Origin of the sequence: Lacinutrix iliipiscaria (assembly GCF_042686125.1) — a bacterium.
GTDB lineage: Bacteria > Bacteroidota > Bacteroidia > Flavobacteriales > Flavobacteriaceae > Oceanihabitans > Oceanihabitans iliipiscarium.
Genome location: NZ_JBHUOV010000001.1, coordinates 1,361,828 through 1,384,304, shown reverse-complemented (window position 1 = coordinate 1,384,304; position 22,477 = coordinate 1,361,828). Strand labels below are relative to the sequence as shown.

Below are 22,477 nucleotides of genomic sequence, written 5' to 3'. Positions count from 1 at the left end.
CTATGATACGTATTAAACATTTTCTTATTTACCTATTGGTAACTACTGCCTTTTTGAGTTGTAGTAATAATGATGATTCTGACACTGACAACACGAGAACATTTGCCGATTTACAAGCAGACTTTAGTGCGCTAACTTTTAATCCTGGCGTAAATGATGTTACTTTATTAGACTTTAATAATTTTACTTGGAATTTTAGAGTTGTAATGCCAGATGTAGATTTTACTGATAACAACAGACCATTAATTGTCACATTACATGGCTATTCTGGTGGTGCTGCAAATGCGCATCAGTTTACAGATTGTTATGCAGAGCCTGGTTTTGAAGCTTTAGATGCCATAATTTTAAGTCCGAATGGAGGTGATCAACAGTGGTTTGAACCTTATAACCAAGAGATGGTTTTAAACTTAACTGTTTTAGCAAAACAATACCTTCCAGTAGATGGTTCGAAAGTTGTTGTAAATGGGTATAGTGATGGTGGGAATGGTGCTTGGTTTTTTAGTGAAACTCATCCTGAATTATATTCGGCTGGAATTCCAATGGCAAGTGCATACGGTTCATACGAACCTGATGGCGAAGCTCGAGTAATTCCTATTCCTGTATATGTTATTCATGGCGAAAACGACACTTTATTTCCTTTGGAAAATACTCAAGAATGGGTTGACGACACTATTCTTTCTGGAAGTGATGTTACTCTAGTCGTTGCTACAGGATTAACTCATACTGAGCCTTGCGAATACACTAGTTATTTACAAGATGCAGCAACATGGTTAGAAGCCGAAGTGTGGTAATCGTAATTAATTTTAGCAAAGTTATTATGTCTCATTTTAAAATATCATCTGTCAATTTATATATTTTCACATTATTATTTATTATTTCTTGTAGCAACAAAAAGCATGCTTCTGCATTAAACAATGAATTTACTCCTAATGGAAATACAACTAACCCCTTTTACAAAATACTTCCTTTGGGCGATTCAAGGGTTGAAGGCGCTACATCTAACTCTGTCAGTTATCGCTATGATTTATGGAAAGACCTTGTAAAGAATGAATGGAATTTTGATTATATAGGAACACAGCAAGACAACACAATTTATCCAGAACTTATGGGACAACATTTTGATCCTGATCATGAAGGTATTGGTGGTTACAAGACTCAGGACATACTAGATAATATAGACGATCTCATTGAAGATATTGGCGCTCCAGATGTTGTATTATTAGGTATTGGTGGTAATGATTTAGTCAGAAATATTTCTGTGACTACAGTAATTGATAATATTAATCAAATTGTAGATATATTACAAAACAGCAATACTAACGTTACCATATTTATAGAGCAAATTGCACCTGGAAGGTCTAACGTGATGACACCTGAAGCTTTAGTTATTTATAACACCTTTAACGAAAACATTTCCAACTTAGCCAGCGAACAAACTAATGAATCATCTAGTGTTATAGCTGTTGATATGTCTGCCCATTGGACTGATGATTATATGGAAGATAACTTACATTATAACCACTTAGGTGCAAAAGAAGTCGCAGACAGGTATTACGAAGCGATTGAAACTACTCTTGAAAAGTAAGACTAAATCACTTCAGCATACAAATCAAAATCCTCTGCCTCTATTACTCTAACAGTAACAAATTCGGCAGTTTTTAAATAGGTGTTTGTGGCATCAATTCGCACTTCATTATCGACATCAGGTGAATCGAATTCCGTTCGACCAATAAAGTAATTCCCTTCTTTTCTATCAATAATGACTTTAAATTCTTGACCAATTTTTTGTTGATTTAATTCCCATGAAATCTGTGATTGGATTTCCATGATTTGGTTTGCTCTGTCAATTTTCACCTCTTCTGGCACATCATCTTCTAAATTAAAAGCGTGTGTGTTTTCTTCATGAGAATATCTAAAACAACCTAAACGTTCAAAACGCATTTCCTGAACCCAATCTTTTAAAGTTTCAAAATCTTCTTCCGTTTCTCCTGGATAGCCAACAATAAGTGTTGTTCTTATTGTCATATTAGGAACCGTTTCTCTAAATTGATGAATGAGTTTTGTGGTTTTTTCTTTAGTGGTTCCACGACGCATGCTCTTTAAAATTGAATCACTAATATGTTGTAACGGAATATCTAAATAATTGCAAATCTTTGGTTCACGATTCATAACGTCTAAAACATCTAAAGGAAATCCCGTTGGAAATGCATAATGCAATCGAATCCATTCTACACCTTCCACTTTTACAAGCGCTTCTAGAAGTTCGGCTAAGTTTCGTTTTTTATATAAATCTAAACCATAATAGGTTAAATCTTGTGCAATTAGAATCAGCTCTTTCACGCCATTTGCGGCTAATTTTTCAGCTTCAATAACAATGTCTTCAATTGGTGTTGATTTGTGTTTACCACGCATAAGTGGAATAGCACAAAAACTACAAGGTCTATCACAGCCTTCAGCAATTTTTAAATAGGCATAATTTTTAGGCGTTGTGGTTAAACGTTCACCTATGAGTTCGTGTTTATAGTCTGCACCTAATGCTTTTAATAATTGAGGCAGTTCGGTTGTTCCAAAATATTCATCCACATTCGGAATTTCCTTTTGCAAATCAGGTTTGTAACGTTCCGAAAGACATCCAGTTACAAAAACCTTATCGACTTCGCCAGCTTCCTTTTTCTGCATGAATTCTAAAATTGTATTCACGCTCTCTTCTTTAGCGTTATTAATAAAGCCACAGGTATTTATAACAACCACATTCCCTTCTTCTTCATGCACAACCTCTTTTCCACTGGCTTTTAATTGTCCCATTAACACTTCACTATCATACACATTTTTACTGCATCCTAATGTCACGACATTGATTTTATTCTTCTTAAGCGATTTTGTTCTCATCCTAATATTTTGGTCTGCAAAGATACAACCTTAATTAAACCTTTTATATATTTGATAGTCCTAAATACAAACCTATCTCTTCATTTTTATGAAAGCTTCAATCTATACTTTATTCTTTTTAAGTCTTCTCATACTGAATTGTACCTCTGATGATTCAACTTCTGAAGAGGAAAATCCAATCGAAAATACAATATATTTTCCACCAATAAGCTCAGATGTTTGGGCAACTCAGTCTATAACTGAAGCTGGCTGGAATGAAGATCAACTTCAACAACTATTGGATTTTTTAGAAGTAAAGCATTCCAAAAGTTTCATCATGCTACACCATGGAAAAATTGTGGTAGAGCATTATATGAATGGACACACGAATACTTCTCCGTGGTATTGGGCAAGCGCAGGAAAAACCCTAACCTCTACCGTTGCAGGAATTGCACAAGATGAAGGTTTAATAGATCTAAATGATAAAGTTTCAGAACATTTGGGAACTGGATGGACGAGCTTAACTTTAGATAAAGAGGATTTAATTACCCCTAAAAATTTATTATCGATGACCTCTGGTTTAGATGATAGTTTAGGAGATGATGTATCGCCTTCTAACTTACAATATATAGCAGATGCAGGAAGTCGTTGGGCATATCATAATGTTTATGTAAAAATGCAGGACGTTATTGCTGAAGCTAGCAATCAGACATGGACTAACTATTTTAATTCTAGTTTAAAAGATAAAATTGGCATGTCTGGTAGTTGGATTCCTTTAGGAGGTTTAAATGTTTATTGGAGTCATACCAGAAGCATGGCACGTTTTGGTTTGTTAATTTCTGCTAAAGGAAAATGGGAAGACACTCAAATTGTTTCAGAAGCTTTTGTAAATGAAGCGACTACGACCTCGCAAGACATTAATAAAGCCTATGGATATTTGTGGTGGTTAAACGGAAAATCAAGTTATCACTTACCTCAAAGTCAATTAGAATTTCCTGGTGAACTCATTCCAAATGCACCAGCAGACATGTATGCTGCTTTAGGAAAAAACGACCAGAAGATTTACATTGTTCCGAGTAAAGACCTCGTTGTTATACGTATGGGAGATGCAGCAGAAGACGAGAACTTTGCCTTATCTGGTTTTGATAATGAACTCTGGGAAAAAATAAATGCGTTTATAAATTAAGTCCTACTTAAAAAACGAATCTACAAACTCATACTTATTAAAAACTTGTAGATCTTCTATGCCTTCACCAACGCCAATATATTTAACAGGAATTTGAAATTGGTCTGAAATCCCAATCACAACACCACCTTTAGCGGTACCATCTAGTTTAGTTACTGCAAGTGAAGTGACTTCTGTTGCTGCTGTAAACTGTTTAGCTTGTTCAAAAGCATTTTGACCTGTAGAACCATCAAGCACTAATAAAACATCGTGAGGTGCATCTCCTATCACTTTTTGCATGACACGTTTTACTTTTGTTAGCTCATTCATTAAGTTGACTTTATTGTGTAAACGTCCAGCAGTATCAATAATAATAACATCTGCATCTTGAGTAACACCAGATTGCAAAGCATCAAAAGCAACTGAAGCAGGATCACTTCCCATATCTTGACGTACCATTGGCACATCGACACGATCTGCCCAAACCTGTAGCTGATCTATAGCAGCAGCACGAAATGTATCTGCAGCACCAAGCACCACTTTAAGTCCTTGCTTTTTAAATTGATAAGCTAACTTACCAATAGTTGTTGTCTTACCAACACCATTAACACCAACAACCATTAGCACATAAGGTGTTTTGCTTCCGTTTTCTTGTGGAGGCAAATCTGGAATAGTATATTCTGTAGCTTCACCAGAATTGGTTTCGCTTAACAGTCCAGCAATTTCTTCGCGAAGGATTTTATTTAATTCATCTGTCCCTAAGTATTTGTCTTTAGACACACGTGCTTCAATACGCTCAATGACTTTTAATGTGGTATTAACACCAACATCACTTGAGACTAAAACTTCTTCAAGATTATCTAACACATCATCATCAACCTTAGACTTTCCTGCGACAGCTTTACTAAGTTTACCTAAAAAACTAGTGCTTGTTTTTTCTAAGCCTTTATCTAAGGTTTCTTTTTTTTCTGAAGAAAATATTTTTTTAAAAAAACTCATCTAAACATGTTTATTTATTTATACGCAAACGTTTTTTTGAAACTTTTTCGCGTTAGGGATTGAGCAATTGTTGGAGCTCATCTCTGATAGCGACTTGCGAAAGCGCGACCTTTAGGTAACGCCATAATTACAATAACAATAGTCGCGCCTTTTTTACCTAGCTGCTATTTTGTCATTAAAACGTGTAAATATAAAAAAAGCTGCTTTCTTAACGAAAGCAGCTTTTATATATCTTTTACTTAGTGAACTTATTTCTTATTTAAGAAATCGTTTACGAATTCTGGTGACATTACTGACTCTACAAACATGTAAGCGCCTGTTTTAGGAGACTTTACCATTTTGATCGCTTTTGTTAATCTTTTTGATCCAGTTTGTAATGATGCTACGGATTTCTTTGCCATGACCTAATGTGTTTGTTGTTATTTAATTTCTTTATGAACAGTCATTTTCTTTAAGATAGGATTGAATTTTTTAATTTCCATTCTATCTGGAGTGTTCTTTTTATTTTTAGTAGTAATATAACGAGATGTTCCTGGTTGTCCAGACTCTTTGTGCTCTGTGCACTCTAATATTACTTGTACTCTATTACCTTTTTTTGCCATTTTCTTAAACTTTTAAATGTGGCTAATTATTTAATAAACCCTTTGGTTCTAGCTTCTTTTAATGCAGCAGAAATTCCTATTTTGTTAATAGTCTTTAATGCAGAAGTAGATATTTTTAAAGTTACCCACTTATCTTCTTCAGGAATAAAGAAACGCTTTTTAATTAAGTTCGCATCGAACTTGCGTTTAGTCTTATTCATAGCGTGAGACACGTTGTTTCCAACCATTGCCTTCTTTCCTGTAAGTTCACAAACTCTTGACATTCTTTCTAAACTTTAATATTGTTATTTCAAAACGAGGTGCAAATATACAAATTCTTTATCTTTTGACAATCTTATTTTTATCAATTTTTTAAAATTTCTTTTTGCAGCATTTCAAAGGCTTTATTTACGGCTTTATTTACCACTTTAGTTCTGTGGTTTCCAAGGGCAAATTGTTCTGAATACACCGAGCTTTTTGTCGCTATAGCTATAAAAACAGTTCCTACATCAGCATCTGCGTCGCCTTTAGTTGGCCCAGCGTTTCCTGTGGTAGCAATCGCATAATCGGTTTGAAACAAGTCGAGTACATTTTTTGCCATAGCTTCAGCAACTTCTGCACTAACCACTGAATATTCGTTAATAAGTTTTTCTGGCACCTTTAACACATTGATTTTTACTTCTGTCGCATAACTGACAACACTTCCTTTATAATAAGCAGATGCTCCTGAATTCGCTGTCAAGTGAGCCGCTATTTTTCCGCCTGTACAACTTTCTGCAGTTGCAAGTGTTTTATTTAATTGAGTTAATTGCTTGCCAATAATAGCTTCAAGCGATTCTTCAATATCCTGAAAGCCAACAAACACATCGTTTATTTGAGGTAAAAGCAATTGGATTTGCTTTTCGACTTCTTGTTGTATTAGTTCTTTATTATTTCCTTTAGCTGAAAGACGTAATCTTACTTTTCCTAAATTAGGTAAATATGCCAGTTTAATATAGTCTGGCAGCTGGTCTTCCCAGCCTTCTATTCTTGCAGCCAAAGTACTTTCACCAATACCATAAGTGAGTAGTGTTTTATGCAATATATATGGAAACTTATATTTTTTTTGAAGTTTTGGCAGGACTTCTTGTTCTATTAAAGCTCGCATTTCAAAGGGCACACCTGGCAGCGAAATAAAGGTTTTATTTCCTTTATCTAGCCACATGCCTGGAGCGCTTCCGTAAATATTCATTAAGGTTATTGCTTTGCTTGGGACTAAAGCTTGATCGATATTAACTTGCGCTAAAGGTGTATTGATATACTTTTCCCAAAGGCTTTCAATATTCTTCAAAACTGCAGGATCTTGCACTAAGGTATCATTGAAATACTCTGCTATTGTTGTTTTAGTAATATCATCTTTGGTTGGTCCTAAACCTCCAGTGATTATAATAATATCTGCGTTGTTTTCGGCTTCTTGAAGGGCTTGTAAAATATGCTGTCTGTCATCCTGAACCGAAGTGATTTGATAAACAGACACACCAATATTATTAAGATGTTGTGAAATAAAAGCCGAATTGGTATCAACTATTTGACCAATGAGAATCTCGTCGCCAATGGTAATTATTTCAGCTTGCATTATAAGTTAAAGTCAGATCGAATTTCGTTAGCAGCTTGTTCTACTGCAGATAAAACTATTGCAAGTTTAGGAAGAATATCGATTTCTTTTTTTTCGAATTTACCCCAATCTTGAACCTCAATTAAAGTGTCTAATACTCCAAGCTCAAACATATCAATAGTAGGCTTCATCTTATGAGCTGTTTGATAAGTGGCTAAGTGGTTGTTATTTTCAACAGCCTCTTTTAATCTTGCAGCATCTACTGGAACTTCTTCCAAAAAGGTTTGTGCAAGCACATTGATGAATTCTTGATCGCCATCTGCTAACTCTCTTACTCTAAATAATTTATAATGTTGTTCCATTTATTTAACTGTTATTGAAAACAATTGTTTGTCTTCTATACATCCGATTAGTTTGTCATTAGCAACTACCTTGCCAACTCCTGCTGGAGTTCCTGTAAATATAATATCTCCAATCTTTAAAGTGAAATATTTTGACACATATTCTATAATTTCATCAATTTTCCAGAGCATATAACTTGTATTACCTTGTTGAACGAGAGCTTCATTTTTTTGAAGAGTAAAATTTAAATTATTGACATCTTCGAATTCGTTTTTATTGAGCCAACGTCCTATAACTGCTGCTCCATCAAAGGATTTTGCTTTTTCCCATGGCAAACCTTTTTCCTTTAATTGCTTCTGTAAATCTCGTGCTGTAAAATCGATTCCTAGCCCTATTTCATCATAATATTTATGAGCAAATTTTTTCTGAATATGCTTACCAACTTTATTGATTTTTACTAAAATTTCAACTTCATGATGCACATCATTAGAGAAATCAGGAATAAAAAAAGGTTGTTTTTTGAGTAATATAGCTGTATCTGGTTTTAAAAAAACGACAGGATCTGAAGGTTTTTCATTTTCTAGCTCCTTAATATGCTCTGTGTAATTTCGTCCAATACAGATAAGTTTCATGCTAATCTAGTTTATTATTAAACGCTCTCAATTTAATTGCGGTGAGTACCTTTTTTGTATACAGAGGAAAGTCTGCATTAAGCAACCAACCAAAATAACCAGGTTCATCATTTAATACATCAACCACTCGCTTATTTTTATGTTTGCCAAAAGAGAAGCATTCTTCATTCTTTTTATTATAAATAATAAATCCAGCGAAATCAGCAAACTTTTTACGAGAACTAAATTCGGCTAAAAACTTGGTGTCATTTTGCAAGCTGTCATATTTTTCAAGCTGAGCTTTTAGAACTTCAAAAGTGGCATTCGTATCAGCTTCAGCACTATGCGCACCTGTTAAATCTTTATCGCAATAAAACTTATATGCTGCACTTAAGGTGCGTTGTTCCATTTTATGAAAAATAGTTTGCACATCGACTGCAAGTCTATTCTTCATATCAAAATCGATATCAGCGCGAAGCATTTCTTCAGCTAACAATGGAATATCAAATCGATTAGAGTTAAATCCGCCTAAATCTGAATCCTTAATAACCGTATTAATTTCTTTAGCAAGTTCTTTGAATGTAGGCTTATCTGCAACATCTTCATCAGAAATACCATGAATGGCTGTCACTTCAGCTGGAATGGGAATTTCAGGATTGACTAGCCACGTTTTACTTTCTTGCTTTCCGTCTGGATAAACTTTTAATATAGAAATTTCGACAATGCGATCTTTAGAAATATTGATTCCTGTAGTTTCTAAATCGAAGAAACAAATGGGTTTAGTAAGATTTAAATTCATTAATAACATATAGTTTATGCAAAGGTAAAGAGAATAAACAAAAAAAATGCCTAGCCTATAAAAAACCTTAATGGATTTAATTTACATAATATCTAAATAAATTATTATCTTTTCGTTCTCATAAAAAAATCACATTTCTTTCTGTGATTTATTACACTTAATAAGAATAAATGAAATCCTTTACAACTGAATTATATTCATTAACTAAAAAAAATATTTCAAATAATTTTGGTCTTGAAAATTATGATGAAAACAGGTTTGGAAACTACACACCTAATAAGATAAAAACTCAAAAAAAGAGAATAAAAAACCATTTAAAGCTCGTTATTTATAAGTTTTTCGGTTATGACAAACGAATAAATTCCTTTGTACAAAAATACAATAATGGCCTTGAGTTGCTTTGGAGTCATTTAAATGAACAAGACAAAGTAACCTTAGTTCAATTAATGGCGTATCGTTTACTAGGTTATAAAAAAATTAAACTTAAAACCAACAATGACTTTTATTGGAATAGTTTAAAAACATGTACAGATTTAAGAGATCTTAACGATTCCATCAATCCAAATTTCAAACATTTTATGCTACATAAAATGGATTTAAATAAATTTGGTTATGACATCAATTTGTACTACTCGCCAATAGGAGTAATGGCGTGTTACGTTCTTGAGCAATATGCGTATAAATTAGACAATAAAAAAATCGTCTCTGTTGACAAGAATGATATAGTACTTGATTGTGGAGGCTGTTGGGGAGATACTGCACTTTATTTTGCTCATTGTGTGGGTGAACACGGAAAAGTATATTCGTTTGAATTTATTCCAAATAACATTAAAATTTTTAACACTAACCTAAGTTTAAATCCGAGTTTAAAAAAGAGAATCGAAATAGTTCCTTACCCTTTGAGCGATAAAAGTGATATTAAAACTTACATTAAAGACAATGGTCCTGGAAGTATTATCAAGTCTTATCCTTTTGATGAACAAACAGGAATAACAAGTACAATAGCTATAGATGATTTTGTATCTAGGAATTCAATATCTAAAGTAGATTTTATAAAAATGGATATTGAAGGATCTGAACCAAGCGCCTTAATTGGAGCCGAAAAAACCATTAGAAAGTTCAAACCCAAATTAGCCATTTCTATTTACCATAGCATGGATGATTTTATAAATATTCCTAAATGGATATTAGATTTAGACTTGGGTTATGAACTATATTTAGACCACTACACTATTCATAGAGAGGAGACTATTATTTTTGCTTTAGCAAAAGACCACACTTAATATTAAAAATCTCTTGGATTAAACAAAAAAGCACAGTTATTAAACTGTGCTTTTATTATTTGCTAACTAATTTTAAATCTCTCTATTACTATCCCAAGCTTCTAAATAATCTTTTACAGCTTTTACAAACTGACCTCCTAATGCACCATTAACAACACGATGATCATAAGAGTGAGACATAATCATTTTATAACGAATACCAATAAAATCGCCTTCTGGAGTTTCTATAACTGCAGGCATTTTTCGAATAGCACCTAGCGCTAAAATACCAACTTGTGGCTGATTAATGATTGGAGTTCCCATAATACTACCAAAAGTACCTACATTTGTTACAGTATAAGTTCCTCCTTGTATATCATCAGGCTTTAATTTATTTTCACGAGCACGATTAGCTAAATCGTTAACTTGTTTAGTCATACCAACAAGGTTTAACTGATCTGCATTTTTAATCACAGGAACAATTAAGTTCCCATCTCCTAAAGCAGCAGCCATACCAAGGTTGATATGCTTTCTTTTTATAATTTTATCGCCTTGAACAGAAATATTTAGCATTGGAAAATCGCGAAGCGCTTTAGCTACAGCTTCCATAAAGATTGGCGTGAACGTTAAATTCTCGCCTTCGCGTTTCATAAAGCCATCTTTAACTTTCTTTCTCCAATTCCATATTTTAGTCACATCGGCTTCAATAAAACTTTGCACATGAGCACTCGTTTGAACCGACTCTATCATGTGATGCGCAATAAGTTTGCCCATTCTAGTCATTTCAATAATCTGATCTTCTCCACTAGCAATAACTGGAGCTTCTTCTTTTTTCGATTTTTCGGCAACACCATTAGATTGCGCTGGAGCGACTACAGCAGGTGCTGCTGGTTTAGATGATCTACTTTCTAAATGTCCTAAAATATCATTTTTAGTTAAACGACCATCTTTTCCTGTTCCAGGAATGGCATCAAGTTCAGACTGTGATATATTTTCTTGTTTAGCTATATTTTTAACTAAAGGTGAATAAAAACGATCTCCACTTGAGATAACAGGAGCAGTAACTTCTTGAGCAGCAACAACAGTTTTTGACACTTCAGCAACAGCAACTTTTGGAACTTCTTGCTGTACCTCTTCAATTTTTGGAGTTGAAGTAGATGATGATGCACTAGCCTCAGTTTCAATAATAGCAATAGTTTGACCAACTTGAACAATATCATCAACATTAAACAGCTTCTCTACTAAAACGCCATCAACTTCGCTTGGCACTTCACTATCTACTTTATCTGTAGCAATTTCTAGAACTGCTTCATCTGCTTCAATAGTATCTCCAACCTCTTTTAACCATGAAGTAATTGTCGCTTCAGCAACACTCTCTCCCATTTTTGGTAATTTTAGTTCAAATTTTGCCATATCTGTAATCTAAAGACTGTTTTTTATTTTCTATTTGCAAAATTAATAAAAAATGAATGATTTTATTCATTATTCAACAAAATTTTACATGACTGATTCTATTAAAAATGAAGAATTTCTCCGCGATATTTAGAGTTATTACTTCCGATGATAAAATTAGAATTTTTTGGAAGAATTTTAAAAGTATGTGTGTTATTTTTTTGCAAAGTAATCATATAATCAATAATAGCTTTATAACTTAAGGTATTAGCATCAAAAATCACCTCTGTATTTGGCTTAATCGCTTCTATTGCATTAATAGGAGTGTAAGCAAATGGTAAAACCGTTTTAAATCTCTCCTGTGAATCAATTGAAAACACAGCATAATGCTTCGTTTTTATGACTTCTGAATTAGTTTCAGTTTTAAATACTTTAGCAAACTGAATCCCAAACCAAACCACAGTATCGAAAAAAATATTGCTTTTAAAATGCTTTTCATAAAAAATCTGCATAGCACCAAAAAATCGCTTGGCATAAATTTTATCTTTTAGAGTGCTTTCGCCTTTATAATGAATGATAGTGGTATCGCCAAAATAATAATTATCAAAACCCGCCTTTATTAATTTATATGACAAATCAATATCTTCACCATACATAAAATAATCTTCATCAAAACCATTCACCTGATTATATACTTGGCGTTTCATAAACATAAAAGCACCAACAAGAATTTCTATTTTACCTGTTTCATTCTCTTTTAAATGATTTGCGTAATAGTTTTTTGAATGCCCAATCATTTTTTGAAAAGCGACACGCACCACAGGCACATTTCTTTTACTTTCTGGCAAAAACCGTCCACTTCCATCTATAAGCTTACATCCAATTGCGCCTATATTTTGAGTTTGATTCGCAAACTGCAATAGCGTTGTAAAGGTATCTTCTGCAACGACTGTATCTGGATTTAAAATACAAATATACTCTCCTTTAGCTTGAGCCACACCTATATTATTACCTTTAGAAAACCCTGAGTTTTCTTTATTCTCGATAAGTTGGATTTCTGGAAATTTGGCTTTTACCATAGCACAGCTATCGTCTGGAGAATTATTATCTATAACAATAATTTCTGCATCTATATTTGCTATAGCTTTTTGCACACTTTGAAGGCACAATTCTAAAAAATAGTGCACATTATAATTTAATATGATGACTGAGAGCTGCAAATTATGCTTATGATTTTAACGAGGCTTCAAATGGAATTCTATTAATAATGCTTCTTCCTAATGTAATTTCATCGGCATATTCTAATTCGTCTCCAACAGAAATCCCTCGAGCTATTGTAGATGTAATAACGCTATAATCTTGAATTTGTTTGAAGATATAGAAATTTGTTGTATCACCTTCCATTGTTGAGCTTAAAGCAAAAATAAGCTCTTTCACTTGACCTTGTTTTACTTTTTCAACCAAAGTCGTAATGTTTAACTCATGTGGACCAACACCATCCATAGGTGAGATTTTTCCACCTAAAACATGGTATAAGCCTCTAAACGAACTCGTGTTTTCAATAGCCATAACATCACGCACATCTTCCACCACACAAATAAGATCTTTATTTCTATGAGGATTAGCACAAATTTCACAGATATCTACATCACTAATATTATGACACGATTTACAAAATTTAATTTGAGAACGCATTGCTTCTAATGTTTGAGACAACTTTAAGGTTTGCTCCTCTGGCTGTCGTAACATATGCAAAACCAAACGCAATGCTGTTCGTTTACCAATTCCTGGCAACTGAGACATTTCGTTAACTGCGTTTTCTAATAATTTTGAAGAAAATTCCATAATGGCGAATTTAATATTTATTCTCAACTTGTTTGAAAAACTTTTAAAGTAATTCGTATTTTGTTCTCGCAAACTAAAATATATGTCAGCTACTCAAATCATTTTACTTATTGCATCCTACTTTGGGATGCTTATTTTAATATCCTACTTTACTGGAAAGAAGTCTGGAAACGATGCTTTTTTTAAAGGCAATAAACAATCGCCTTGGTATGTCGTCGCTTTTGGTATGATTGGAGCTTCACTTTCTGGAGTCACATTTATTTCTGTTCCTGGTTGGGTTGAAGCATCGCAATTTAGCTATATGCAAGTCGTTCTTGGGTATATTATTGGGTATCTTGTTATTGGTACTGTTTTACTTCCGCTTTATTACAAGTTAAACTTAACGTCTATTTATACTTATTTAGAAGAACGCTTTGGCAATTATGCCTATAAAACTGGAGCTTCTTTCTTTTTAATATCACGAATTGTTGGCGCCAGTTTTAGACTGTTTTTAGTAGCTAACGTGTTGCAAATTATTCTTTTTGATGAACTTGGTATTGAATTCTGGCAAACTGTGACTATTACTGTACTTTTAATTTGGCTATACACTTTTAAATCTGGAATAAAGACTATAGTTTGGACGGACACTTTACAAACCTTATTTATGCTTATTGCAGTTGGTGTTGCTATTTATTTTGTTAGTGATGAACTTGACTTAGGCGGTAATCATATTCTTGGTTTTGTGTTAGATAGCGATTTAAGTAAAATGTTCTTTTTTGACGACTTTAAATCTGGAAATTACTTTTGGAAACAATTTATTTCTGGTGCGTTTATAGCCATAGTAATGACAGGTTTAGATCAAGATATGATGCAAAAGAATCTAACTTGCAAAAGCTTAAAAGACGCACAAAAAAACATGTTTTGGTTTACTATTGTTCTTACTGTAGTCAACTTTATTTTCTTAAGCTTAGGTTTATTATTAACGGTTTATGCCGAACAAAATGGTATTGATGCACATAAAGATGATTTATTTCCTTTATTGGCTAAAAACCATTTAGGTTTTGGTGTTTTTGCCTTTTTTCTACTTGGATTAATTGCTGCTGCTTATAGTAGTGCAGATTCTGCTTTAACATCTTTAACAACCTCTTTTAGCATTGATATTTTAGATATAGAAAAAAAACATACGCCTGAAAAACAAGTACAAATTAGAAAACGGATTCATGTTTTAATTTCTCTTGTGCTTATTTTAGTAATTGTTTCCTTTAAATATCTTATAAAAGATGCAAGTGTTATTGCTAAACTATTTGTATTTGCGGGCTATACTTACGGCCCTCTTCTGGGTTTATACGCCTTCGGTTTATTTACCAAATGGCAAATCAAAGATAAAATCGTGCCTATTATTGCCATCCTTTCTCCTATCTTATCTTATATTATAAGTGTAAATAGTTTAAAATGGTTTGGATTTGAATTTGGCTTTTTCATTCTAATTCTTAACGGATTACTAACTTTCTTCGGCTTAGTATTGATTCGTAGAAAGTAAAACTAATGTACAAGCAACTTCATAAGCGATATGGTTGTCGTCTAAAATTTCATAGAACTCTGGATTTTCTGTTCCTGGATTAAAGATAACGCGCTTTGGTTTTAAGGCCACGATATACTCATAATACGCTTTTTGTCGCTTCGGATTGAGGTAAATCGTTACTGTATCTAAATCTTGATAGGTCTTCAATTGCGTATCAATAACAACGCCAGCTTCTTCACCTGCTTTCATCCCAAAAGCAACAGTTTCATATTTATAATTCACCAGTTTTCTAAGTGCCATATTCGAATAACGATCTGGTTTAAGAGAAGCGCCTAGAACTAAAGTTTTTTTGTTCATCTGTTAAAGTGATGTTAAGGATTGTTAAAAAAAGTAACAAGATATAAAAGTAGTCGTCTATACTATTAATAACAAACATCAATCAACCAAAATCAATCAAAAAAATGAAAAAACTAATCACAGTTTTCCTGTTATTGTTAGCCATATCAGTACAGGGACAAACCTCAACAAAAGCCTTATTAAAATTTGGAACTATTACAGGTAAAGTGATAGATGCAACGCTAAACGAACCTTTACCTTATGTTACAATTGTTATAAAAGATAATACCGATAAGGTCATTAATGGAAGCATCACAGATGATAATGGCGATTTTAAAGTTAAAGATATTCCAGAAGGAAAAATTATAATAAATATTCAATTTATAGGATACAAAACAGTAACAAAAGAAGTTACTATAGACTCGAACAATAGCAAAATTGATCTTGGCACTATTGCTTTAGAAGAAGAAGCTACAGGTTTAGATGAAGTTACAGTAGTTGCTGAAGTATCAACCATTCAACAAAAAGTAGACAGAAAAGTAATTACTATAGGTAAAGATTTAGCAACTACTGGAGCTACTGCCAGTGAAATCATGAACAACTTACCTTCGGTTAGTGTAGATAGTCAAAATGGAAACATAAGTTTACGTGGCAACGAGAATGTTCGTGTACTTGTAGATGGAAAACCAACGAATGTTCCTGCTGCTCAATTATTAAAACAAATTCCTTCTTCGTCTATCAAAAGTGTCGAGCTAATTACAAACCCTTCAGCAAAATATAATCCTGAAGGCATGAGTGGAATTATTAATATTATACTTCATAAAAACACGAAATTAGGCTTTAATGGAAGTATTGACCTAGGATTAAGAAAGGAAATTAACGCTAACTTTAATAGTGCTATTGACTTAAATTATAGAAATGGAAAGTTTAATGTCTATGGTAATTATGGTAACAATATAGGGAAAAGCGATAATTATGGTCAAATAGAACGATTTGATGATAACACTCAACAGCTTTTCGACTTTAATAATAACAACAAATCTCATCTTTATAAAATTGGAGTCGATTATTATATAAATGATAGAAACACGTTTTCAATTTACACCAATCAAAATATTTATGATGGCAAAGGTTCGGGCTCAACAGACATTCTTTTTTTAGATCATGATGCACCAAATTTTCGTCAAGTTTTTGATAATACAAATGATAACAACACCTCTTCATATAACACTTCATTCAAACATGATTTTGAAAAAGAAGGTCACAATATTGTTTTAGAAGCAGATTATAGTCTTTTTAATAGTGATGAAATTGCAAACTTTAGATTTAATAATGCTCCTAACTATATTGATTTAGTTGAAAACGACAGAAAAAACGTAATCGTTAATTTAGATTATACCAATCCATTATCTGAAAGTGTGAAGCTTGAAGTAGGTGCAGAATATAGAGTGAACAGTTCAGACAATATTTATGATACGACAAATGCTAATCTTTTTGATTCTAGCTATGAATATGATAGAAGTATTTATTCATTTTATGCTACTTACGGAAAAACCTATGAGAAATGGTCTTACCAAGTTGGAGCGCGTTTAGAGCAATATGAAGTCGAGGCTAATTTTGCACAAGACACTCAAGAGAATGCTAAATTTACTGATGAGCAATTGAGCATATATCCTTCTGCCTTTGTAACTTACAATGCTTCAGAAAAAAACACTTATCAATTAAGCTTTAGTCGTCGAGTTGACCGACCAGGTTTAGGCCAAATAAATCCTATAAGAGAATGGAGCACACCTCGAATTACATCTGTTGGTAATCCAGAATTAAAACAACAATTCACCAACTCTATTGAGTTTAATTATACGAGACAATTAGAAAAAGGAAGCCTTACTGCAGGAACTTTCTATAGAATTATTAATGATGAAATTAATAGATCTGTATCTATAGATCCCGAAGATCCTTCAGGAGACAACATCCTTTTATCTTATGATAATTTTGATAAAAATTCTGCTTATGGATTTGAAGCATCTAGTAATTATAAACCTGTAAAATGGTGGAATATAAATGCAAGTGCTGAGTATTATTTTAAAAATGTTAAAGGTGTTGTAGAAACAGAAAATGTAGACATCAACAATTCAAATTTTAACTTTAGGATGAACAATAATTTTAAAGTCACTAAAAAATTAAGCTTATCATTATTCGGAATGTACAGAGGTGAAGATGAAGGCTTACAATTTATTAGAAAACCAATGGTATTAGTTAATACTGGTTTACGATATACATTCTTAGATAACAAAGCGACATTTAGTTTTAGCTATAACGACATCTTTGATACCATGAAATTTGAGTTCGACCAAAACAGACCATATCCATCTAGTGGTGAATTCAATTGGGAAAGTAATGCTTGGCGTATTGGTCTAAACTATAGGTTTGGTGGCGGAAAATACAGAGCCTTACAACGTAAAAGACGAGATAATAATGAAAAATCTGGAAGCGGAGGATTTATATAAAACTTAAAGTAAAATTTAATAGCCAACATAATAGTTGATGGTTAGTGTTAATGTCTGGTTATTAAATAAGAAAACCCAAAGTGTCATTGCTTTGGGTTTTTGTTTTTTTAGTTTGTGTTAAACTTTCGTTAAAGACTGATTATCAGCGCAATAAAATAATAAAAATAACGTCTTAAATAACACACAACATGACAACGAATTATTTATTTGAATTAGTCTATTTTCACCTTTATTCGTTAATTGAAGTACCGTTAATTGTAAAAAAAGAATCCGAATTTGCTAAGTATTCGGATTTTTTTTTGAGCCATATTAAACTTGAATTACCACCTAATAATAGCACTTCCCCAAGTAAACCCACTACCAAAAGCCGCTAACACAACAACATCACCTGCTTTAATCTTATCAAGTTCCCAAGCTTCGGTTAAGGCAATAACAACAGACGCAGCAGTTGTATTACCGTATTTCATAATATTATTAAAAACCTGATCATCTTTTAATTCAAATTTCTTCTGAATAAATTGAGCTATACGAAGATTAGCTTGATGCGGAACTAATAAATCTATATCTTCTTTTTTAAGGTTATTTTTTTCTAAACCTTCTTTAATCACTTCACTAAAACGAACCACAGCATGTTTAAACACAAAAGTGCCATCCATATAAGGAAAATAAGATGTATCCTCTTTTCCTGCTTCCATAATGTCAGGAACCCAATGTCTAATACTAGGAGATTCTACTGTAAGTTTTTCGGCATACTTACCTTCACTATGTAAGTGTGTTGACAAGATTCCTTTTGAAGTATCTTCTTCTCTTGAGAGTACACAAGCACCTGCGCCATCACCAAAAATAACTGTAACCCCTCTTCCTCTTGTACTCTTATCTAAGCCGTTTGAATGATATTCTGCACCAACTACCAAGATGTTTTTATACATGCCAGTTTTAATAAATTGATCGGCAACAGACAAAGCATATACAAAACCAGAACATTGATTTCTAATATCTATAGCTCCAATGTTCTTCATGTTTAGCATATCTTGAATTTGAACGCCACATCCTGGAAAAAAATAATCAGGTGTCATTGTTGCAAACACAATAAAATCAATATCCTCTGTAGCTAAACCAGAACGCTCAATAGCTATTCTAGAAGCTTTTGCTCCCATAACCGCAGAAGTATCTTCAGAACCTTTTTCAATCCATCGTCGCTCTTTAATTCCTGTTCTTTCTTGAATCCATTCGTCATTCGTATCCATGAATTTTGCTAAATCATGATTTGTAACCACATGATCTGGAACATAATGTCCAAGTCCAATTATTTTAGAATTATACATAGTACTTTCAATTTAAAGTATAAAAAATTACATCCTGTTAATATAACAATAAATGCTGGCGCAATTTAATTAATATTACATTTTTCCTAAAATTATTATTAATAAAATGTCAGTTTGTCACTTTTATGTCATTGGCATTTTTGTTGACTATAGAGATTAGAATAAAATTAAATAAAAGTTTAAACCGTTTTTCACTATTGTGGAAATAATCAATAAACAAATTAAATTATGGCAAAAGGAAATATTAATGTTTCAGTAGAAAACATCTTCCCTTTAATCAAGAAATTTCTATACAGTGACCACGAAATATTTTTGCGTGAGCTCATTAGTAATGCTACAGATGCAACCCTTAAACTGAAACACCTTACAAGTATTGGTGATGCTAAAACCGAATATGGCAACCCTCAAATTGAAGTCAAAATTGATAAAGAAGCTAAAAAGCTTCATATTATTGATCAAGGTTTAGGAATGACTGCAGAAGAAGTTGAAAAATACATCAACCAAGTTGCGTTTTCTGGCGCTGAAGAATTTTTAGATAAGTACAAAGATTCTGCTAAAGACTCTGGAATTATTGGGCATTTTGGATTAGGATTTTATTCCGCTTTTATGGTTGCTGAAAAGGTTGAAATCATTACTAAATCGCATACAGACGCACCTGCTGCACATTGGAGTTGTGACGGAAGTCCAGAATTTACTTTAGAACCTTCAAATAAAACCGAAAGAGGCACAGAAATCATTCTTCATATTGCTGAAGATTCTACTGAATTTTTAGAAGATGCGCGTATTCGCGAACTGCTTTTAAAATATAACAAGTTCATGCCTATTCCAATAAAATTTGGAACTAAAGAAATAAACGATCCTAACTTTACGCCTAAAACAACTAAAGACAAAGATGGTAAAGAAACTACAGAACCTCACAAGAAAATTACTGTAGATGATATTATAAACAATCCAAATCCTGCATGGACAAAACAGCCTGCAGATTTAGAAGATGAAGATTATAAAAGTTTCTATAGAGAATTGTACCCAATGCAATTTGAAGAGCCTTTATTTAACATTCACCTTAATGTAGATTATCCGTTTAACTTAACAGGAATTTTGTACTTCCCTAAGATGACGAATGATTTAAACATTCAAAAAGATAAAATTCAACTGTATCAAAACCAAGTTTTTGTTACTGATAATGTTGAAGGTATCGTGCCAGAATTCTTAACTATGCTTCGTGGTGTTATAGATTCGCCAGATATTCCTTTAAATGTGTCACGCTCGTATTTACAAGCGGATGGTGCAGTTAAAAAGATTTCGTCATATATCACTAGAAAAGTTGCCGATAAGTTAAAGTCCTTATTCAACAACAATCGAGAAGACTTTGAAAAGAAATGGGATGACATCAAAATTGTTATTGAATATGGTATGCTTTCAGAAGAAAAATTCTTTGAAAAAGCTGATGCATTTGCATTATATCCAACAGTTGATGGAGCCTATTTTACCTATGAAGAATTATTCAACAAAATTAAAGCAAAGCAAACCGATAAAGATGACAAATTAGTAATTCTTTATGCATCGAATAAAGATGAACAACACAGCTATATTGAATCTGCTAAAGCTAAAGGCTATGAAGTCTTGTTACTAGACTCTCCTATTGTTTCGCATTTAATTCAAAAATTAGAAACCACTAAAGAAAATATTTCTTTTGCTCGAGTTGATGGCGATCATATCGACAATTTAATTAAGAAAGACGATACAACGATTTCTAAATTAAATGATGATGAAAAGAAGGCTTTAGATGAATTATTAAAAGAAATAATACCATCTGAAAAATTCATGGTGCAATTAGAGGCTATGGACAGTCAAGCAAGTCCTTTTATAATCACTCAACCTGAGTTTATGAGACGCATGAAAGAAATGCAACAAACTGGTGGTGGACCATTTGGAATGGGTAATATGCCAGAAATGTACAACTTAATAGTCAATACAAACTCTGAATTGGTTGGTGAAATTTTAAACACTAAAACCAAAAAGAAGCAAGAGCGCTTAATTAATCAAAGTTTAGATTTAGCTCGACTATCTCAAGGATTATTAAAAGGTGAAGAGTTAACAAACTTTATCAAACGAAGTTATGATATGATAAAGTAGTAGTATTACTCAATTCATACAACATCACAGAGACTTAAAACCACTTCTTAATCGAAGTGGTTTTTTATTTTAATAAGTCATCAAAAAAAATGCTATGCATGCATTGTATTTTTAATAATTTAAAATTACCTTATAGCCTTCAATTCATACGATGGACGAGAAGCTAATTTCAAAGAAAAAACCAGCATTTCCTATTACAGATTTGCTGTCAAATTATTTAACAGATCAAGGAAGAAATATAAAAATCCCCATCTTCTATGACGATTTATTGCGCTTTCAAGGTGCTGTAGAAATTTTTGATGATCAAGGAAATGATACACTTTGGATTAGTTGCTATTTCGCAGAACATGAACGTGATGAAATAGAACTCAGCTTAAAACAGATGTATTCAATTTTACATTCTGATGGTAGTGATTCTATTTTGCCTTATCTTAATATTGATAGTATTGACTTTTGCACTTTTGGCAATACTAAACCTTTCCGAGTTAAAGTCAGAAATATTATTAACGACAATTATATTTTCTTGTATATCAAAAAAGCAGATGCTTCTAGAATTTACGGATTAGAATTAGAGCATTTACTCTCTCCAAATCACATCAATTTTTTAGTCCATAAAGACACTCTTATTGAAGAACACATCTCTGGAATTCCTGGAGACACTTTTATAAGTCGTCATTTAGAAGCTTTACCTGAACAAGACAAACGTGCTTTAGCAAAAGAATTTGTAAAATTTAACGAACGTTGTTTCGTTAGACTTCTAGCTGATATGAGATCGTATAATTATGTCATTGTTATTACTCATGATTTTGATCGCATTCAGTACAGAATTCGTGCAATAGATTTTGACCAACAAAGCTTTGAAGGTAACCCTAAGGTTTACAAACCTCAATTTCTTAAAGAAAATAATGCTTTAGTAAAAATGAGCTTAAAAGTATTAACTTCAGAATCTATTGAGCAATATGAAAAGGAAGAACGTTCTCTTTTAGCAAAACGAGCCACTAGCGAACATGAAAGGTTATTTGATCTTCTTAAATGTATGAAGGAAGACCATATTTCATTTCCAGAAAAAATTAAAGAATTAAAATCAGGTTTATTCAAACTCACAGGTGATGTGAAGTTTAAAAAATCTAAAAACATGGGCGAATTGTTAAATACAGCCTTAGATTTTATTATCAGAAACTATAAAAACGAAAACCCATATATCATTAAATAAC

The 22,477-nt window shown here is 32.7% G+C and carries 22 protein-coding genes; 8 read left to right on the top strand and 14 right to left on the bottom strand.

Annotated features, from left to right (window positions below):
- Positions 1-2 precede the first annotated feature (2 nt).
- Both ACFS5M_RS06315 and ACFS5M_RS06310 read left to right on the top strand, forming a co-directional pair.
- Entirely contained in the window at positions 3-791 is a 789-nt protein-coding gene (locus ACFS5M_RS06315; RefSeq protein ID WP_183486896.1) for a dienelactone hydrolase family protein, read from the top strand.
- Positions 792-817: 26 nt separating this feature from the next.
- Positions 818-1,585: an SGNH/GDSL hydrolase family protein gene (locus ACFS5M_RS06310; protein WP_183486893.1), complete on the top strand. Its 768-nt coding sequence runs from the start codon at positions 818-820 to the stop codon at positions 1,583-1,585.
- A 2-nt stretch (positions 1,586-1,587) separates the two neighbouring features.
- On the opposite strand, the gene rimO is transcribed toward ACFS5M_RS06310, so the two are convergent.
- Positions 1,588-2,889 carry a 30S ribosomal protein S12 methylthiotransferase RimO gene (rimO, locus tag ACFS5M_RS06305; protein WP_183486891.1) on the bottom strand — a complete coding sequence of 434 codons (1,302 nt, stop codon included), beginning with the start codon at positions 2,887-2,889 and terminating at the stop codon, positions 1,588-1,590.
- A gap of 88 nt (positions 2,890-2,977) precedes the next feature.
- On the opposite strand from rimO, the gene ACFS5M_RS06300 reads away from it, so the two are divergent.
- Positions 2,978-4,054: a serine hydrolase domain-containing protein gene (locus ACFS5M_RS06300; protein WP_183486889.1), complete on the top strand. Its 1,077-nt coding sequence runs from the start codon at positions 2,978-2,980 to the stop codon at positions 4,052-4,054.
- Between the two features lie 3 nt (positions 4,055-4,057).
- Here the strand turns inward: ACFS5M_RS06300 and ftsY are convergent, their stop codons facing one another.
- The 8 genes from ftsY to ACFS5M_RS06260 all read right to left on the bottom strand — a co-directional run bounded on the left by ftsY (position 4,058) and on the right by ACFS5M_RS06260 (position 8,959).
- Complete coding sequence (ftsY, locus tag ACFS5M_RS06295; RefSeq protein WP_183486887.1) at positions 4,058-5,032, bottom strand: signal recognition particle-docking protein FtsY; 975 nt, start codon at positions 5,030-5,032, stop codon at positions 4,058-4,060.
- A gap of 248 nt (positions 5,033-5,280) precedes the next feature.
- The gene (locus ACFS5M_RS06290; protein ID WP_183486885.1) at positions 5,281-5,433 is read right to left on the bottom strand and encodes a DUF4295 domain-containing protein; all 153 of its coding nucleotides are present in this window, start codon (positions 5,431-5,433) and stop codon (positions 5,281-5,283) included.
- A gap of 18 nt (positions 5,434-5,451) precedes the next feature.
- Entirely contained in the window at positions 5,452-5,634 is a 183-nt protein-coding gene (gene rpmG, locus ACFS5M_RS06285) for a 50S ribosomal protein L33 (protein ID WP_076733668.1), read from the bottom strand.
- Positions 5,635-5,660: 26 nt separating this feature from the next.
- Complete coding sequence (rpmB, locus tag ACFS5M_RS06280; protein WP_183486883.1) at positions 5,661-5,897, bottom strand: 50S ribosomal protein L28; 237 nt, start codon at positions 5,895-5,897, stop codon at positions 5,661-5,663.
- 80 nt (positions 5,898-5,977) lie between these two features.
- Complete coding sequence (locus ACFS5M_RS06275) at positions 5,978-7,228, bottom strand: competence/damage-inducible protein A (RefSeq protein WP_183486881.1); 1,251 nt, start codon at positions 7,226-7,228, stop codon at positions 5,978-5,980.
- Entirely contained in the window at positions 7,228-7,569 is a 342-nt protein-coding gene (locus ACFS5M_RS06270; RefSeq protein WP_183486880.1) for an Hpt domain-containing protein, read from the bottom strand. The genes ACFS5M_RS06275 and ACFS5M_RS06270 overlap by 1 nt, the downstream gene beginning before the upstream one ends.
- Complete coding sequence (locus tag ACFS5M_RS06265) at positions 7,570-8,181, bottom strand: fumarylacetoacetate hydrolase family protein (RefSeq protein WP_183486878.1); 612 nt, start codon at positions 8,179-8,181, stop codon at positions 7,570-7,572. It abuts the gene before it with no gap.
- A gap of 1 nt (position 8,182) precedes the next feature.
- A complete protein-coding gene (locus tag ACFS5M_RS06260; protein ID WP_183486877.1) occupies positions 8,183-8,959 on the bottom strand; it encodes an exonuclease domain-containing protein in 777 nt (258 codons plus the stop codon).
- A gap of 170 nt (positions 8,960-9,129) precedes the next feature.
- Between ACFS5M_RS06260 and ACFS5M_RS06255 the strand changes: the two genes are divergently transcribed.
- A complete protein-coding gene (locus tag ACFS5M_RS06255; RefSeq protein ID WP_183486875.1) occupies positions 9,130-10,242 on the top strand; it encodes an FkbM family methyltransferase in 1,113 nt (370 codons plus the stop codon).
- Between the two features lie 72 nt (positions 10,243-10,314).
- On the opposite strand, the gene ACFS5M_RS06250 is transcribed toward ACFS5M_RS06255, so the two are convergent.
- The 3 genes from ACFS5M_RS06250 to recR all read right to left on the bottom strand — a co-directional run bounded on the left by ACFS5M_RS06250 (position 10,315) and on the right by recR (position 13,458).
- On the bottom strand, positions 10,315-11,634 hold the full coding sequence (locus ACFS5M_RS06250) for a dihydrolipoamide acetyltransferase family protein (RefSeq protein WP_183486873.1): 1,320 nt from the start codon (positions 11,632-11,634) through the stop codon (positions 10,315-10,317).
- A gap of 101 nt (positions 11,635-11,735) precedes the next feature.
- Positions 11,736-12,833, bottom strand: a complete 1,098-nt coding sequence (locus ACFS5M_RS06245) for a glycosyltransferase family 2 protein (protein ID WP_183486871.1) — start codon at positions 12,831-12,833, stop codon at positions 11,736-11,738.
- 7 nt (positions 12,834-12,840) lie between these two features.
- Entirely contained in the window at positions 12,841-13,458 is a 618-nt protein-coding gene (gene recR, locus ACFS5M_RS06240) for a recombination mediator RecR (protein ID WP_183486869.1), read from the bottom strand.
- Positions 13,459-13,540: 82 nt separating this feature from the next.
- Between recR and ACFS5M_RS06235 the strand changes: the two genes are divergently transcribed.
- Positions 13,541-14,977, top strand: coding sequence for a sodium:solute symporter (locus tag ACFS5M_RS06235; protein WP_183486867.1), 1,437 nt, complete (start codon positions 13,541-13,543; stop codon positions 14,975-14,977).
- Here ACFS5M_RS06235 and ACFS5M_RS06230 read toward each other — a convergent pair.
- Positions 14,954-15,316 (bottom strand): CoA-binding protein, encoded by a 363-nt coding sequence (locus tag ACFS5M_RS06230; protein WP_183486865.1) that lies wholly within the window; start codon positions 15,314-15,316, stop codon positions 14,954-14,956. The genes ACFS5M_RS06235 and ACFS5M_RS06230 overlap by 24 nt on opposite strands.
- Positions 15,317-15,420: 104 nt before the next feature.
- Here ACFS5M_RS06230 and ACFS5M_RS06225 point away from each other — a divergent pair, with 104 nt between their 5' ends.
- Positions 15,421-17,802 (top strand): TonB-dependent receptor domain-containing protein, encoded by a 2,382-nt coding sequence (locus tag ACFS5M_RS06225; RefSeq protein WP_183486863.1) that lies wholly within the window; start codon positions 15,421-15,423, stop codon positions 17,800-17,802.
- Between the two features lie 320 nt (positions 17,803-18,122).
- On the opposite strand, the gene ACFS5M_RS06220 is transcribed toward ACFS5M_RS06225, so the two are convergent.
- On the bottom strand, positions 18,123-19,127 hold the full coding sequence (locus ACFS5M_RS06220; protein WP_183486861.1) for a 3-oxoacyl-ACP synthase III family protein: 1,005 nt from the start codon (positions 19,125-19,127) through the stop codon (positions 18,123-18,125).
- Between the two features lie 228 nt (positions 19,128-19,355).
- Between ACFS5M_RS06220 and htpG the strand changes: the two genes are divergently transcribed.
- Both htpG and ACFS5M_RS06210 read left to right on the top strand, forming a co-directional pair.
- Positions 19,356-21,263 carry a molecular chaperone HtpG gene (gene htpG / locus ACFS5M_RS06215; protein WP_183486859.1) on the top strand — a complete coding sequence of 636 codons (1,908 nt, stop codon included), beginning with the start codon at positions 19,356-19,358 and terminating at the stop codon, positions 21,261-21,263.
- 151 nt (positions 21,264-21,414) lie between these two features.
- Entirely contained in the window at positions 21,415-22,476 is a 1,062-nt protein-coding gene (locus tag ACFS5M_RS06210; RefSeq protein ID WP_183486857.1) for a hypothetical protein, read from the top strand.
- The last annotated feature ends 1 nt before the right edge of the window (position 22,477 follow it).

Coding starts and splice junctions, on each gene's coding strand:
- ACFS5M_RS06230 (WP_183486865.1), bottom strand. CDS start 15,316: ATGAACAAAAAAACTTTAGTTCTAGGCGCTTCTCTTAAACCAGATCGT.
- ACFS5M_RS06315 (WP_183486896.1), top strand. CDS start 3: ATGATACGTATTAAACATTTTCTTATTTACCTATTGGTAACTACTGCC.
- ACFS5M_RS06260 (WP_183486877.1), bottom strand. CDS start 8,959: ATGAATTTAAATCTTACTAAACCCATTTGTTTCTTCGATTTAGAAACT.
- ACFS5M_RS06255 (WP_183486875.1), top strand. CDS start 9,130: ATGAAATCCTTTACAACTGAATTATATTCATTAACTAAAAAAAATATT.
- ACFS5M_RS06265 (WP_183486878.1), bottom strand. CDS start 8,181: ATGAAACTTATCTGTATTGGACGAAATTACACAGAGCATATTAAGGAG.
- rimO (WP_183486891.1), bottom strand. CDS start 2,889: ATGAGAACAAAATCGCTTAAGAAGAATAAAATCAATGTCGTGACATTA.
- ACFS5M_RS06225 (WP_183486863.1), top strand. CDS start 15,421: ATGAAAAAACTAATCACAGTTTTCCTGTTATTGTTAGCCATATCAGTA.
- rpmG (WP_076733668.1), bottom strand. CDS start 5,634: ATGGCAAAAAAAGGTAATAGAGTACAAGTAATATTAGAGTGCACAGAG.
- ACFS5M_RS06290 (WP_183486885.1), bottom strand. CDS start 5,433: ATGGCAAAGAAATCCGTAGCATCATTACAAACTGGATCAAAAAGATTA.
- rpmB (WP_183486883.1), bottom strand. CDS start 5,897: ATGTCAAGAGTTTGTGAACTTACAGGAAAGAAGGCAATGGTTGGAAAC.
- ACFS5M_RS06270 (WP_183486880.1), bottom strand. CDS start 7,569: ATGGAACAACATTATAAATTATTTAGAGTAAGAGAGTTAGCAGATGGC.
- ACFS5M_RS06220 (WP_183486861.1), bottom strand. CDS start 19,127: ATGTATAATTCTAAAATAATTGGACTTGGACATTATGTTCCAGATCAT.
- ACFS5M_RS06250 (WP_183486873.1), bottom strand. CDS start 11,634: ATGGCAAAATTTGAACTAAAATTACCAAAAATGGGAGAGAGTGTTGCT.
- ACFS5M_RS06300 (WP_183486889.1), top strand. CDS start 2,978: ATGAAAGCTTCAATCTATACTTTATTCTTTTTAAGTCTTCTCATACTG.
- ACFS5M_RS06310 (WP_183486893.1), top strand. CDS start 818: ATGTCTCATTTTAAAATATCATCTGTCAATTTATATATTTTCACATTA.
- recR (WP_183486869.1), bottom strand. CDS start 13,458: ATGGAATTTTCTTCAAAATTATTAGAAAACGCAGTTAACGAAATGTCT.
- ACFS5M_RS06210 (WP_183486857.1), top strand. CDS start 21,415: ATGGACGAGAAGCTAATTTCAAAGAAAAAACCAGCATTTCCTATTACA.
- ACFS5M_RS06275 (WP_183486881.1), bottom strand. CDS start 7,228: ATGCAAGCTGAAATAATTACCATTGGCGACGAGATTCTCATTGGTCAA.
- htpG (WP_183486859.1), top strand. CDS start 19,356: ATGGCAAAAGGAAATATTAATGTTTCAGTAGAAAACATCTTCCCTTTA.
- ftsY (WP_183486887.1), bottom strand. CDS start 5,032: ATGAGTTTTTTTAAAAAAATATTTTCTTCAGAAAAAAAAGAAACCTTA.
- ACFS5M_RS06235 (WP_183486867.1), top strand. CDS start 13,541: ATGTCAGCTACTCAAATCATTTTACTTATTGCATCCTACTTTGGGATG.